Source organism: Helicobacter brantae (assembly GCF_003364205.1).
GTDB classification, from domain to species: domain Bacteria; phylum Campylobacterota; class Campylobacteria; order Campylobacterales; family Helicobacteraceae; genus Helicobacter_G; species Helicobacter_G brantae.
Map to the genome: position 1 here is coordinate 1 of NZ_NXLV01000023.1, position 14122 is coordinate 14122.

Sequence of the window (14122 nt, forward strand, 5' to 3'; positions counted from 1 at the left end):
AGAGAGATAATCAAAACCAGCAAGATAAAGAGTTTGATTGAGTAAAGGAGCATTAAGCCCTGTCATTTCATCAGAGGGGATAATGTTTGTTTCGGTGGCTTTGGAGATATAGAAAATGGTATTGCCTCTTGGATCGTCTTGTGCAGTTCTGTATGTAATAGCCAAATCAAGCATTGTAAAATCCAAAACCCCCAATCCTTTCTTGACGAAATAAAAACTAAAATTGGATCTAAATGAAGTGAAGTCAATATTTTTAATTTCACCAGCTCTTGTTCCAAGTTCAATATATGCTTCAAGCAAAAAAGATGGAATAGAACCACCATTTTTAATAACAAAAAAATCTGAATGATACACCCTTCCCTCAATGGTTTGGGGTGAGCAAGGTGCAACATAAATTCTGTATGTTAAAGAAAAATTATCTACAGAAACTCTATAAAAAAATAAATTTTTTAATCCCTTGGATATTTTTCTATGAGGATAATAAAAATCAACCCTATCATTTTTCCATTTGCTATAAACCAAATCAATTTGCCCCCTATCTTGCGTGACATCAATGGCTTGATTGGGGCCAGTGAAGATGATGTTATCAGCACTAACTCTCTCACATAGCCCACTTACCAAAACCCAAGAGAGAAGGGCGGTTTTATAATTCTTGATTTGCATTATTATCCATTCATTAAAAAATATCAATTTCTCATATCTATTAAGAAAATAAAAAGAGAATAGGGAGAGTATTCAATAAAAGTTAATTTTTTTCTAACAATAAAAGAGAATGGAGAATTAGCTTGGGATTATGGAATTCTTTCTTGCTGTTTTTTGGAGAGAGAAAAGCAAGAGAATCATCACTAGGGTATAGAGGACTAGGAGAAAGTTTTCTAACCCTGAGCAAGGGGTTTTATCTATAAGATTCATTGCTCCAAAAATCAGAGTGGGTTTATAACAGGCAATCCACAAAGTGGAGATGCTTGAGAGAATGGTAAGATATTGCCCAAATTTAAAAAATGGCTTTTTTGCAGTAGTGCAAAATGGTATAGCAAGGATACTCCCCACAAGGCTTAGTGCTATGCCATCAAGATTGAGTTTTTTGATTATTGCTGGGTCTTGTATATATTTAATTCCAAAATTTATCACTCCAAAAACCCCAATAGCCACAATTACCCAAGAGATGATTTTTAGTAAATCCGTGTGGTGGTCTGCAGTGTGGCGATAAAGGCATAATTGCCATTTGTCTATCCATTCTCTGGAGAGTATTGAGGGGTTTTTGGAATCTAGCTCAATCTCCTTACAATAGAGTTCGACTCGATGATAGTTTGAGGCATCAAGAAGGTTGCCTTCTTTGGAAAGAGTGTTTTTAAAGATTCTGAAACTATCTCTGAAGTCGTTAGCATTTTGTGTTGTCTGAGGGAATAAAAAAGAATCTCTGCGATGATCGCTTTCGTCTTTGATGACTTGGTGGGTTGTATCATAGTCGAAGTTTAAAGAAGAGTTGATTAGATTAAGATTTGCTTGAAAAATCGCTTGAGTGAAGTTGGGAATTTTTTCAAAAACCACTTTGTAGAATGAAGCAATTTCGCCATAAAATCTTGCGTTTGTGAAAAATACTACTTGCTTAAAAGTGCTTTGATTAAAAAGAGTTGCTGATTTATAGTTGTCTTTTTCTCCAAAAGTGCATCCTGAAAAGCTTGTTTGTCCTTCAAATCTTGCATAGAATTTACTAACCCCCTTAAAACAAGACTCTGTGATAGACACAAAACTTTTAAATACACAATTCTCAAAGACAATTTCTTCAAAGATACAAGAGTCAAAAATAACACTTTTTTCAAAAGTGCAATTTATAAATCTAAGTTTTTTAAATCTACATTGATGAGTGTTGATTTCTTTGAAGTGGCATTGATAAAAATTCATCTCCCCTACATTTTTTATTTCGTCCATATACTCATCTATCTCATCATCGCCTATCTCATATCTTGTGAAAGTGTTGAAAGAATCTGTTAGGCGTAAGGATGGGGCATTGTAAAAATGGAGCTTGTATCGGCGTATCCTCCAAAGCTCTATAATACTTAAGTCAAGAGGACGAATGGGGGCAATTTTGTAATCTAGGTGTTCTACATTTGCATTAGATGGGTAAGAATGGGGAATGATGATTTGTTTTACTTCACCAATAGCCTTAATGGTGGGGTTGTGGGGAAAGAGTGCAAAGCAAATTGCATTGATTGTCTCATCCATATTGTCAAAGTATTGTTGGGCATTGGTTTGAGCTTGGGTAAGATTTTTGTTTTTTTGCATCAAAAAAACTCTTTTATAAAAGAATAGATTTTGTTAAGTATGTTGAGTATTTTGTCTAAAAGTGTGGCTATTGAAATTAAGATTGCTAGGGGAAAGTATTTTTTAATTTTTTGGAAAACCCAAGATTCTTTTTTTATTTCTAGCTCTCTGTGTATTGTCTTGGCAAAAATATCAGCAATGCAAGTTGTTTTTCTAAGTGTTGAATTACGAGCTTTTGCGTAGTTTTGACATTTAATCGCTTCAGCTTCTTCTACTCCTTCTAAAAAATCTCTTGTGGTGATATTATTGAGTGTGGCAAGTTCAAATAATCTTCCTTTTTTTCCATGTGGAATGCGTAAATCCCCATAGGTTTCAATAAGTGTTTTCGCAAGATCAATTTTGTTGAATTCGGGTATTTCTATATGGCTATTTTGAAGAATTTTTAAACGCTCAAAAATAGCTTGAAATCCAAATTTGGAATTTCTCATATTCCAATGAATAAAAGTGGAAGCATTATGCTTTTTCATAAACAGCAAGAAGTCCTTCAATAATTCTTTTTCTAGCTCATCATACTTTTCTGTGATATTCAATTTGCTTTTATCTGCGTAGGTTTGGACACAAAAGTCAAGTTCTTCTCCACTCCCAATATTTCTTATGGCGATTGAAAAAATGTGTGGATTTATATTTTCATCAAAAGACGCACAAGAATAGTGGATGGCAAAAATTTTATTAAGGTTGTTGCGAAGCTTAAGGATTTCTTCCATCAAGACTTCTTGATTGCATCTTTAAATTCTGATGCTTCTTTGTAGGTAGCAAAACAATACATATCAAACTTTTTAAATCGTGTGCAATCCACTTCTTTAATTATCTTGACATTTAAAATTCTACGAATTTTTATCATCCATTTAAGTAAAAAATCAATCTTGTAAATATAGAACTCTCCTGCTCCAAAAGTTGGATGTGAAAATAAAATGGGGTAACATTTATAGGGTGATAACCAAGAATTGCCTTGTGTGTGTCCATAGGCTACCCTAGTTATAGGAGAGAGAATAAAAGGCTTATTGCTTCTTTCTGCTTCGCACAAGATAGAAAAAAGTAGAAGGTTTGTTTGCCCTTCTTTGAGTTGATTGATAAAACTTTTGCGTTTGGTATAGCTTTTCCAAGCAAGAATTGCTAAACTTGTAACTCCACTCAAGGGACTTATTTTAAAAAGAAATAATTCTACGATAATATTCATTGCTCCACCCTTACTTGTCCATTCATTAGCATGGGCAAAAGCCAATCACGGAGTTGAGCAAGTTTTTGGTTTTCTTGTGCTTTTGAACATATGATTTTTTTAAGTTGAATTGTTTGGTTGAATTGCTTTGAAATTTTAGGATTATATGCAAGTTTGTAATCCATAAGATTTTCACTTTTGACAACAGGCATTTTTGTGCCTTGTGATATTTGCACTGCATAGTTAAAGAAAGAATTTCTGCACATTGTTATGATTGCAAAATTAAAATCATCTTCATTTTTGGGTCTATATGAATATACAGTTCCTGCATAAACACCATTGCAAGGAGCAATTCCTGCCTTTTTGAGATAAGGGCGAATACTTCCAAATAAAATATCTCCTTCTTTCATTTCAAAAAGATTTGTTGCGAAGTTATTGCTACTATTGAGTTGATTCAACATAATTGAGCCTTGAGGCATTACGCTCAGATCTATTGTAGGTTGAGTTGATGAGTAATCAAAAGCTGAAGAATTTCGTTCAAGTAATGATCCAAGCGTTGTAACTTCCCAATCTATGGGGATTTCTCGTCCTAGTTCTTTGCTGTATTTCATCGTTCCACCTGAGGAAGCGTAGGGTTTGCCCTCTGAATTGGGGAAGTCAAATTGCAAAAACCAATACCCATAGATTATTTTTGCCATTTCTTCAAGCTTGGAGATTATGGAGTTGTTGAGTGAGATTTTTCTATCAAATAATGAAAAAATATGTCCCACAGATTCTTGATATTCTAGTTTTGGAAGGGGTATTTTTATGCATGAAATCCCCTCTTTCGTGAGAGTGTATCTTTGTCCACTACCACTTGCTTGGTTTTCAAAGTGTTTTCTTGCCATATTTGTGTGAAAAAAAGCATTGAGATAACTACCATTTAGAAGTTTGGGATTTGGAGTAATCAAAGCACAATGATATCCTAAGACAACATCTTGAAGAGTATCAGCAATGTAGGTACTAATGCCAATATCGTCTCGCTTTTCACTATCTTTGGTAATGGCTACTTGCCCCTTTTTTAGTGATAATTTTTTTATATCACTATCTTTTGCTGTTGCTATCATGAAGTCTTTTTTATTGGCTTTTGTTATCGCCCAATGTTTGTAAACATCAACATAGTTGCATAGAGCTATATTTGTCTCATTCTCGTTTGATTTTTTATCTATACTGCTAAGCTCAATATGTGCAATACGGTCTAGTCTTGTCTGGATGATATTATTCATATTTTATACTCCTAAGACATTTTTGTATCTCTTTTCCTAGAATGCTATTTTCTTGAAACAGTAAATCAAGCTCTTCAGCAAAGTCTTTGAGCTTGGCTTCAAACTCTTGGGGAGTGATGGGAGTGTAGTCAATTTTGATTTCAAAGTATTGTCCTGCACTGAATGAATAGCCCTTACTCTCAATATCTTGGGGGCTTACAACGATAGAAAAATCTTCTATTTTTTCTTTGGAGTTAAAGGTGCTGACAATTTTTTCAATGTCTTCAGATTGCAATATGGTTCTTTGGTTACCCCCTTCTTTGCTAGTAATTCCAAGTTTTGAGGCGTCCATTAGGAGGATTTCATCATTTTCTTGGGATTTGTCAAGAAAGATAACAGAGACATTTGTCCCTGTGGTAGCAAAGACATTTGAGGGCATAGAAACAACCCCTCTTAGCATTTTATGAGAGATAATGTGCTTTCTTATCTTGAGAGGGATTCCACTTCCTGCTGTGAGAAATCCTGTGGGGACGACGATTGCTCCTTTGCCTTTGGAGGAGAGAGAGTAGAGGATGTGCTGAATAAACATCAGATAGATTGCCATACCTTCTTTTTTCTTGTCTGGAATATTTGGCACACCTGCAAAAAATCTTTTTCTATGAGCCTCTCCTGCAAGTGTGTCACGATTTTTTGAAAAATCCATATTAAAAGGTGGATTACTTACGATGTAGTCAAACTTGGCAAGCTCATCTTTGTCTTTGTGGAATGGATCTGTGAGTGTGTCATCACAGATGACATTGGGGAGAGAACCGATGAGATTATTGAGGACAAGGTTTAGGCGTAGAAGCTCATTGGATTTTTGAGAAATGTCTTGAGAGTAGATGGTGCATTTGTCTTCTCCGATTTGATGAGCAAGAGCAAGAAGAAGCGTGCCTGTTCCTGCTGAGGGGTCATAGATCTTGACATTTTTATCTCCATTTGGAGCAAGGATACGAGCGATAATGGTGGCTATCGTATGAGGAGTGTAATACTCAGCATACTTGCCACTATCTTTATTGTAATCCTTGATAAGGTATTCAAAAATTGTGGAAAAGAAATCATATTTTTCGCCAAAGGCAGATTCAAAGCTAAATGAAGAGATTTTCTCAATTAGAGCTTTGGCAAACAGAGGCTTTTTCTCTGTATCAATGATGTAGGGTGAGATGGGATCAAAGAGTTTGATTTTTGTCCCTTTACCCGTTTGTCCTGAGAATATATCAATATTTTCATCAGCAGTTTCTGTGAGGGCTTGGTCAAGCTTGAGATGAAAATTTTCTGCATTTTGTTGATTGTAGAGGGTAGAGATGAGATTTTTTCGATCAATTCTTGCAGAATCTACGCATAAATCTTCTTTGATGTCTTCAAATTCTTTTTCACTCATTGCTTTGAGCTTTTCCTCAAGCTCAGAGAAGCTAAGTGAGGAGAATGAGGGATTTTCTTTTCTCACTTCATAAAGGAATTTATCATTAAGAAATTTGTAGAGGAAAAGTTCCGTGATAATTTTATATTCACTTCCAGCATTTCCTAATCCATAGAGAGCACAAACATTTTTAATACTATCAATCATTTTTTGGGTTTGAGTGATGAGTTGCATTAACTAAAATTCCTTTCGTTTTGATATTCTCTAGCAACAAGTGAGGCGATATTTTGTCTTTGTTCACGTTCTAGTTGAGGGACACAGGTTTTGACAATATCTCTGATATATCCTTCAAATCGTTTTTCATTATTGATTTGTGCATAGTTGTTTAGAAGCGTATCATCAACTTGATGCTTTACCTCTAGCAAGAAGTGATTGATTTGGGTATTTGCAAGATTGAGTTGAGAGTGGATTTGCTTGTGGATTCTCATAAATTTGTTATCCCCCTCATATTGGTTGGCAATCCTTTGATTAGACTCATTGAGGGCTTGAATGCTGTTGTAGAGCTCTAAGAGCTTGATTGTATTTTCTTCTATTTCACTAGAGGTAAGCTCCTCGATATTTTTCTTGGAGAGGATTCTTTGTAGCTCTTCTTTAAGTGTGAGAAATTTTGGGTCTTTGATGTCTTGAGTTTTGGCTAATTCTCTTTGAGCTTTGATAAGCTGTTCACGGAATTTATCGGCAATTGCAAGTTCGTGTTCATCAATCTTTTTGAAATCAAACTTAACATCTTCAAGTGCTAGAGAGAGAATAGCATCCATATCTTGAGCGTTTTGAAGAATTTCTTTGTCTCTCAAAGCTTGAATCTGTGCATTGGCAATAGAGAGAAGATGGTGGATTTTTTCCAAATCAAAGAGATTAGCTAACCCCTCATATTCGTGAAGCTTAGCAATATTATGAAGTTCTTGGTAGAGTTGTAGGGCTCTACGGATAGTTTGAAGCTCTTGCTTGTCATCAATTGTTGCAAGTTCTTTGGAAAATTCTTCTGCATTCTTAACATTAAATCCAAAAAGTACTTCTTTGATATTTGCTAAGTCTTTTTGGATTTCTTCTTGGGTTTTAAAAATACTTCTGTATTCCTCAAAAGCATCTCCAAGTTCAGCTTGAAGCTCATTGAAATAAGCCTGATTGGTTTTGTCAAATTCTTTTTTGATATCTGCAAAGTCAATGATATAGCCAAAGCGGAAGTCTTTGTAGGGGCGATTGACACGCGTTAAAGTTTGAAGGAGTGAATGGTCTTTGATGACTCGCCCTAGATAGAGACGTTTTAGCCTTGGAGCATCAAATCCTGTGAGGAGCATATTGTAGACGATAAGGAAGTCAATCTCCCCCTTTTTAAAAGCATTTTGCCATTGCTTTTTCTCCTCATTTGTTCCTGTGGAGTTATCAGAGAGAATGAGGGCTGAGCTAAACTCATTTGACTTCATTTCTTCATAGATTGCCTTGGCTTGTTCAGAAGAGGCACATACAATCATTCCTCCAATATCTCCTTGGAATCTATGGGCTTTAAAATCCTCGGTGATATAGGCTACAAGCTTTTTGACATAGCTTGGGTGGGAGAGAATGAGTTTTGTATCAATAGCCCCTTGTTGGACTTCTAGCTCCTGGAGTGTTGCTCGTAGGGATTCTTTGTAGGTGGTGAGAATGTCCTCACGAATAAGTCGCAGGGTATAGTGGTCAGCGATGGATTGATTGTAGTAGTATTTGTGAATATAGTTGCCAAAAATTGCCTTACTATCATATTTGGCACTAATGCGATTGCCATTTTCATCATAGACTGCACCGATGAGAGGTGTGCCTGTGAGAGCAATTTTTATAGAGTTTGAATCTGCAGTGAATAGGTTTGCAAGGAATGATCCTGATGGGTTGTAGCTCCTATGGGCTTCATCAATAAAAAAGATTCTTTGAATATTGATTCCATAATCAGGGAGTTTGGCAATAGAATCGTGGGAAAATTTATGGATGTTAACCACTACGATACTATCCTTTCCGCTACTTGATTGAGAAGTGCTTTTTATACACTCAATAAACTCATCTTTGCTTCCTACAAGTTTGACTTCAAGTCCCCTAGAGCGAAATTCATCTGCGGATTGATTGGCAAGGTCAAGGCGATCAACGATGAAGAAAAACTGAGTGATTTGCCCATTGGCTTGAAAGTAGTCCTTGAGAAAATGTGTATTGTAATAGGCTAGAGCCGTTTTTCCACTTCCTTGAGTGTGCCAAATAATCCCCTTCTTTCCCCCATTTTCTAGCATATCTCTGATGGCTAGTGTGGCAAAGAATTGAGGATAACGCATAATGTGTTTTTCTAGCTTTGTTGCTCCTGTGTCAAGAGTTTTTGCAACATAAGCAATGCCATATCTGAGAAGCATTTTGAAGCGTTCTTTGCTAAAGAGTGAAGTGATGATGGAGTTGGTGGGTGTATTTGGAGAAATGTTTGTCTTATATTCTGGAGAGTTTTTGAGCAAAGGACTATTGGTATCTTTAAAAATAAAATCTTGGATTTGCTCGTTTATCGGAGTGATGTGAAGATCATCATTTCGCTCTTCTTTAAATCTGTTGAGAAAAAGAGTCTTTTCTGCCGTTGTGGCATAGAAAGCCCCTTGAAATGGAATATTTTCTTCATCGCTATAAGGGAGATTGTTGGAGAAAACCATAATTTGAAACATATTGAGGAAAGAACGGAAGTTCTTATTGCTTAGACGATAATCCATTCGCTTATCTTCTGCTTGGATACCATTTGAATTATGAGGTTTTTTAACTTCTACAAAAGCAAGGGGGATTCCATTGATAAGGATTGTGATATCTGGGCGAAACTCATCGCCATTGTGTTTGCAGGGGAGCTCTGTAACAACTTGATAAGTATTTTTATCATCTGGAGAAAAATCAAGAAGTTTTTTCCCCTCAAGATTCTTGATAAGAGCATTGTAGAAGTCTATTCCAAGGTCTGAGCTGAGTGTTGCCTTGATTTTGTTGATGAGATTTTTTGCTTCTTCAATACTAATCTCCTCATCATTGATTGCATTAAGAGAGGTGTGAAAAGTAGGGATATGAATATTTGTTTCTTTATCAAATTCTGATTCTTTGTTTTTGATAGAAAGATAGGTGTATCCTAATCGTGTAAAATGCACAAGTGCAGGAATCTTCACACGTGTATCTTCGTTGTATTTCATTGTGTTCTCCAAAAACTAGAGCTAGATTTTTAAAAATGAATAATTGTATTTTTGGATTTTACCAAAATATAAATGGGAATACAAGTTAATTGCAAAAAGATTGAAGTATGCTAAGTTCTAGTGAAGTTCAAATATTGTTGGTGTTTAAAAATAGAGAGGGGTTATCCCACCCCTAGACACCCTCCACCTCTTGGATAGCCCCTCTCTTCCAAAGCCTATCTATGCCATTTTTGGTATCTATAAAGAATTTTAGCAATCTATAAATCCTTATTTTTGTCTTGCCTATAAGCTCTAAGTAGATTTGCACATTTTTATTCTTAGCCAAAAAGACTATGTCAAAGTCCTTGATAGGGTTTTGCATCCCTGAGAAGATTTCTAGCTTTTTTAGATTTCTAATCCTTTTGTCAAAGGTCGTTACATTGTTGTTTTGGAAGTGAAAGTGTTGCAAATTTTTCATCTCATAGATTGGGGAAATGTCCCTAATCTCATTGGCTTCTATGTGTAAGAAATGCACCCCTTGATTGCCTTTGATTGGCTCTAGGGTTTTGATCCTATTAAAAGAGGCTGAAAATGTGAGAAGCACCTCAAGTTCGCCTATCCAAGAGGGAATCTCCTCAATCATATTGTTATCCACCACAAGGTTGAGCAACCCCTTGAGTTCTCTGACATTTTCTGGAATCTCTGTGAAAAGATTGTTTTTGAGTATCAATGTCAAAACCCCACTGGGAAGCTTGGGTATATCTTTGAGTGCGTTGTTTTCCAAAACTACTCGATAAAGTTTTTTTAGATGCACGATGTTGGGGTGGATTGAAGTGAGTGATTTGCCTTTGGCTTCAAAAACCTCTAGCTCCACTAGTTCCTCTTGAGTCCTTGGGATTTTTATCTCATTGTCATCACACCACTTGATAAACTCTTTTGCCCATTTTTCCATTTCGCACTCTCCTTTTTCTGATTTTTTGCTGTAATTTTTGATTTAATTTTTTGCAATGACATTATAGCAGATTTGATTTTTGAGGTGTTTTTGGACTAGGATTGTCAAAGCAATTATTTTATAATCTTGGCATTTTATTTTGGGAGCAGTCTATGGACAACAATCAACTTCAAAGCATTCTCTATCATATCAAGCAAACAGATTTGCAAATCAATGTGATAATCAAAGATGAGAGTATTTGGGCGACACAGAGGGCTATCGCAGGGCTTTTTGGAGTCGATAGATCGGTAATCTCAAGACATTTGAGTAATATATTCAAAGAAGAAGAACTAGATGAAAAAGTGGTATGTGCAAAAATTGCACACACCACTCCACACGGAGCTATAGAAGAAAAAACTCAAACAAAAGAGGTGAGCTACTACAACCTCGACGCTATCATTTCAGTGGGTTATCGTGTCAATTCCAAAGAAGCGACAAGCTTTAGAATCTGGGCGACAAATATCCTCAAAGAATACACAATTCAAGGCTACTCTCTCAATAGAGAGCAGTTGGAGCAGGGGAGTGGAGTTTTTGGCAAAGACTATTTCAAAAAGCTTTTGGAAACCATCCGCTCTATCCGAGCAAGTGAGAGGAGAATCTATCAGCAGATTACAGATATTTTCGCAGAATGCTCACTTGATTATGATCCTACCTCTCCTATCACAAGGGAGTTTTTTGCTTTTATCCAAAATCGATTCCACTATGCCATCACAGGCAAAACAGCCTCTGAAATCATCTATTCCAAAGCCGACTCTTCCCTCCCTCATATGGGGCTAACCACTTGGAGAAACGCTCCAGAGGGGAGAATCCTCAAAAGCGATACAGAAGTGGCAAAAAACTATCTTTCAGAAGAAGAAATCAAAAAGCTTGAGAGGTTGATAAGTGGATATTTTGATTATATTGAGGATTTGGTGGAGAGAGAAAACACCTTTAGTATGAAAGAGTTTAAGGTAAGTGTGGATAAATTTTTGAGTTTTAGGGATTATCAAATCCTCCCTGACAATGGCAAAATCTCACGCAAAGAAGCTCTAGAGAGGGCTCAAAGTGAGTATGAAATCTTTAATAAAACTCAAAAAATCAATTCAGACTTTGACAAAGCCCTCAAAGCATTGCAAAAGAGGTAATATCTTCTCTATGGGCTTTGGGAGTGAGAATTAGTCCTACAAACTCATCTCATAGAGCTTTTTTCTCTCGCTTGAGCTTGCGATATTGAGCTTTTGGCGATATTTGGTGATTGTGCGTCGCACGATTTTGATACCAAACTTGGCTTCTATGAGTTGAAGGATTTTGCTATCGCTTAGAGGTTTTTTCCTGTCTTCATTTTTGACTAAATCGTTGATAAAGTCTTTGATAGAGCTATTGCTGACATCATCATCAAGAGCAGTGGAAAAGAAGCTTTTGATAGGGAAAAGCCCACGATCACACTCTAGGTATTTGTTGGAAATCGCCCTTGAGATTGTGCTTGGAGCGTGTCCAAACTCATCGGCTAAATCTTTGAGTTTCATCGGCTTTATCTCCCCACCTGTAAAAAACTCATATTGATACTCCACTATCATTAGTCCGATTTTCTGCAATGTCGCTTTTCTCATCTCTAGGGCATCGACAAGCAATCTAGCTTCTTTAAGCTTGTTTTTGAAAAATTGCTCCTCAGCACCTTTGGGGAGTGTGGCTTGGAGAGAGGAGTCGATTTTGATACTTGGAGTGCTTTCAAAGTTTAGCTTCACCTCTATTTCCCCATCATTAAAAAAGACAAACATATCAGGCTTGATATATTGCTCTTTGGGGGCATAGTCAAGGGCTGGAGGATTTTTGAAAGTCTTGATTACGCTCATTGCTTCAAGATAATGGGGGTGGTTTTTGTGCTTGAAGTGGTTGTGCAAATCTTTGAGAATCTCTTTTGCGATTGGGTAGGCATTTGAGGAAATCTCGCTTTGCTCTAGCTGAAACTCAAAAGATTCTAGCACATCAACTGCCCCCACACCATAAGGCTCTAGGTAGGCAAAGCGTAAGCGAATCTTCTCCACTTCAGTCTCACTCACCCCTAGTCTTTGAGCAATTTCCTCAATATCTCCATCAAAATACCCCTCATCATTGAGATCTTCTATGATAGCTTGGGCGATATTTTGAGAGAGTGGGGTGGGGAAGAGTGGAGGGGCGATTTGATCTAAGAGCACATCATAGAACCCCTCTTGAGAGATACAAAAATTCTCAAACCCCTCAGGCTCTCCTTTGGATTTCTTGAGGGTTTTGCTAAGGGCGTTTTTGGTGGTGAAATTTTGCATTGTGGGGTTGGTAATCTCTGCATAGGGGTTGTCTTTGATAAACTCATTTAGGGTTTCCTCTAGCTCATCTCCACTGCTTTGCAAAATCGGCAACCAGCTCTTTAGCGTGGTGGAGAGCTTGGTTTTGGGGCTTTGGGTGGGGGTGAGCTTGAGTGAGGGATTCATACTTTGAAATTCTCTCCTAGGTAGTATTTCCTTACAAGTTCATTGTCATAGATTTCACTTGCATTACCATTGGCAAGGAGAGTCCCACTCTTGATAACATAGGCTTGATCACACACTGAGAGGGTTTCTCGCACATTATGGTCAGTGATTAGCACCCCTATATCCATAGTTTTAAGCTTCTCAATAATCTTTTGGATATCAATCACAGCCAAAGGATCAACCCCTGCAAAAGGCTCATCTAGGAGGATAAATTTTGGGCTTTTGACTAACGCTCTTGCGATTTCTACCCTTCGCCTCTCCCCACCACTAAGGCTCACACCCTTTCTAGCTCGGATTGGCTCGATATTAAACGCACTTAGCATTTCCTCTACCATATCTTGTCGCTCTTTTTTGTTTTTGATAGAGATTTCTGCTGAGAGCATTAGATTTTCCTCTACGCTTAGCTCTTTGAAAATGCTTGATTCTTGGGGGAGATAGCCTATCCCCATATTGGAGCGTTTATGCAAAGGATAGGTAGAGATATCAGTATCATTGAGATACACTACGCCACTAGTGGGTCGCAAAAGTCCGCAAATCATATAAAAAGTCGTTGTTTTCCCTGCTCCATTTGGCCCCAAAAGTCCCACCACCTCGCCACTTTTGACTTCCACAGATACATCATTGACAATCTTTGTTTTTTTGATTTGCTTACTTAAATGCTCAGCTTTTAAAACATTCATAGCTCTACCCTATATCTTCGCTTTTGTTCTTCTTTGGAAATCGTAATTATAACGACCTTAAACCCACTATTTCTCAAAATCTGCTCTAGCTTCTCATCTCCCCACTCCACACAATGCCACCCTTGCATATCAAACCCTTCTAATAACCCTAGCTCCATAAACTCCCCCAAATCCTTGCGATAAAAATCATAGTGGTAGAGCGTGAGGGTGGGGGTGGTGTAGATATGCTGAAGTGAGAAAGTGGGAGAAGTGGCACTTTGAGGGGATTGCAAGAGAGTGAGGAGAGTAGAAATCAGCGTGGTTTTGCCACTGGCTAAATCCCCTCTAAGCAAGATAATGCAATGAGGGGGAAGAGAGGGGAGAAGGGTGGAGAGAAAGCTTGGAAGCTCCTCTAGGGTGCAAACTCTCTCACTTCTCATGGATTCTCTTCTCTACTGAATCAAGGTTTGCCCCAAAGTGCTTATGCAATCCGTCAATGGTTTCTTGAGAGGGTTGCTGTTGAGGCTGTTGAGGCTGTTGAGGCTGTTGTGTGGGTTGTGTGGGTTGTGTGGGTTGTGTGGGTTGTGTGGGTTGTGTGGGTTGTGTGGGTTGTGTGGGTTGTGTGGGTTGTGTGGGTTGTGTGGGTTGTGTGG

The 14122-nt window shown here is 37.5% G+C and carries 13 protein-coding genes; 1 reads left to right on the plus strand and 12 read right to left on the minus strand.

All coding sequences use genetic code 11. The features are described from left to right. The 8 genes from CQA58_RS07975 to CQA58_RS08010 all read right to left on the minus strand — a co-directional run. On the minus strand, window positions 1–663 hold a 663-nt coding region (locus tag CQA58_RS07975), incomplete at its 3' end, for a hypothetical protein (protein ID WP_147288633.1). Window positions 664–780: 117 nt separating this feature from the next. Next, a complete protein-coding gene (locus CQA58_RS07980; RefSeq protein ID WP_115570185.1) occupies window positions 781–2286 on the minus strand; it encodes a pentapeptide repeat-containing protein in 1506 nt (501 codons plus the stop codon). After that, the gene (locus CQA58_RS07985; protein WP_115570186.1) at window positions 2286–3029 is read right to left on the minus strand and encodes a hypothetical protein; all 744 of its coding nucleotides are present in this window, start codon (window positions 3027–3029) and stop codon (window positions 2286–2288) included. The genes CQA58_RS07980 and CQA58_RS07985 overlap by 1 nt, the downstream gene beginning before the upstream one ends. Then, window positions 3029–3502, minus strand: a complete 474-nt coding sequence (locus CQA58_RS07990) for a hypothetical protein (RefSeq protein ID WP_115570187.1) — start codon at window positions 3500–3502, stop codon at window positions 3029–3031. Before CQA58_RS07990 ends, CQA58_RS07985 begins: the two co-directional genes overlap by 1 nt. After that, window positions 3499–4746: a restriction endonuclease subunit S gene (locus tag CQA58_RS07995; RefSeq protein ID WP_115570188.1), complete on the minus strand. Its 1248-nt coding sequence runs from the start codon at window positions 4744–4746 to the stop codon at window positions 3499–3501. The genes CQA58_RS07990 and CQA58_RS07995 overlap by 4 nt, the downstream gene beginning before the upstream one ends. Then, a complete protein-coding gene (locus CQA58_RS08000) occupies window positions 4739–6358 on the minus strand; it encodes an HsdM family class I SAM-dependent methyltransferase (protein ID WP_115570189.1) in 1620 nt (539 codons plus the stop codon). The genes CQA58_RS07995 and CQA58_RS08000 overlap by 8 nt, the downstream gene beginning before the upstream one ends. After that, complete coding sequence (locus CQA58_RS08005; RefSeq protein ID WP_115570190.1) at window positions 6358–9354, minus strand: type I restriction endonuclease subunit R; 2997 nt, start codon at window positions 9352–9354, stop codon at window positions 6358–6360. Before CQA58_RS08005 ends, CQA58_RS08000 begins: the two co-directional genes overlap by 1 nt. A gap of 172 nt (window positions 9355–9526) precedes the next feature. After that, entirely contained in the window at window positions 9527–10285 is a 759-nt protein-coding gene (locus CQA58_RS08010; RefSeq protein WP_115570191.1) for a leucine-rich repeat domain-containing protein, read from the minus strand. Between the two features lie 101 nt (window positions 10286–10386). Here CQA58_RS08010 and CQA58_RS08015 point away from each other — a divergent pair, with 101 nt between their 5' ends. Further along, a complete protein-coding gene (locus CQA58_RS08015) occupies window positions 10387–11448 on the plus strand; it encodes a virulence RhuM family protein (RefSeq protein ID WP_245942807.1) in 1062 nt (353 codons plus the stop codon). A 36-nt stretch (window positions 11449–11484) separates the two neighbouring features. Here CQA58_RS08015 and CQA58_RS08020 read toward each other — a convergent pair whose 3' ends face one another. From CQA58_RS08020 to CQA58_RS08310, 4 genes are all read right to left on the minus strand, one after another. Continuing rightward, complete coding sequence (locus CQA58_RS08020; protein ID WP_115570193.1) at window positions 11485–12771, minus strand: RNA polymerase factor sigma-54; 1287 nt, start codon at window positions 12769–12771, stop codon at window positions 11485–11487. Continuing rightward, a complete protein-coding gene (gene lptB, locus CQA58_RS08025; protein ID WP_115570194.1) occupies window positions 12768–13490 on the minus strand; it encodes an LPS export ABC transporter ATP-binding protein in 723 nt (240 codons plus the stop codon). The genes CQA58_RS08020 and lptB overlap by 4 nt, the downstream gene beginning before the upstream one ends. After that, window positions 13487–13909, minus strand: coding sequence for a tRNA (adenosine(37)-N6)-threonylcarbamoyltransferase complex ATPase subunit type 1 TsaE (gene tsaE, locus CQA58_RS08030; RefSeq protein ID WP_115570195.1), 423 nt, complete (start codon window positions 13907–13909; stop codon window positions 13487–13489). The genes lptB and tsaE overlap by 4 nt, the downstream gene beginning before the upstream one ends. Beyond that, window positions 13899–14122, minus strand: a 224-nt coding sequence (locus tag CQA58_RS08310; RefSeq protein WP_211305729.1) for a hypothetical protein, incomplete at its 5' end; no start/stop codon positions are given. The genes tsaE and CQA58_RS08310, both read right to left, overlap by 11 nt.

Bases quoted from the DNA above. Each gene is read 5' to 3' on its own strand.
- CQA58_RS08005 (WP_115570190.1), bottom strand. From the start codon at position 9,354: ATGAAATACAACGAAGATACACGTGTGAAGATTCCTGCACTTGTGCAT.
- CQA58_RS07980 (WP_115570185.1), bottom strand. From the start codon at position 2,286: ATGCAAAAAAACAAAAATCTTACCCAAGCTCAAACCAATGCCCAACAA.
- CQA58_RS07985 (WP_115570186.1), bottom strand. From the start codon at position 3,029: ATGGAAGAAATCCTTAAGCTTCGCAACAACCTTAATAAAATTTTTGCC.
- CQA58_RS08020 (WP_115570193.1), bottom strand. From the start codon at position 12,771: ATGAATCCCTCACTCAAGCTCACCCCCACCCAAAGCCCCAAAACCAAG.
- lptB (WP_115570194.1), bottom strand. From the start codon at position 13,490: ATGAATGTTTTAAAAGCTGAGCATTTAAGTAAGCAAATCAAAAAAACA.
- CQA58_RS08000 (WP_115570189.1), bottom strand. From the start codon at position 6,358: ATGCAACTCATCACTCAAACCCAAAAAATGATTGATAGTATTAAAAAT.
- CQA58_RS07995 (WP_115570188.1), bottom strand. From the start codon at position 4,746: ATGAATAATATCATCCAGACAAGACTAGACCGTATTGCACATATTGAG.
- tsaE (WP_115570195.1), bottom strand. From the start codon at position 13,909: ATGAGAAGTGAGAGAGTTTGCACCCTAGAGGAGCTTCCAAGCTTTCTC.
- CQA58_RS08010 (WP_115570191.1), bottom strand. From the start codon at position 10,285: ATGGAAAAATGGGCAAAAGAGTTTATCAAGTGGTGTGATGACAATGAG.
- CQA58_RS07990 (WP_115570187.1), bottom strand. From the start codon at position 3,502: ATGAATATTATCGTAGAATTATTTCTTTTTAAAATAAGTCCCTTGAGT.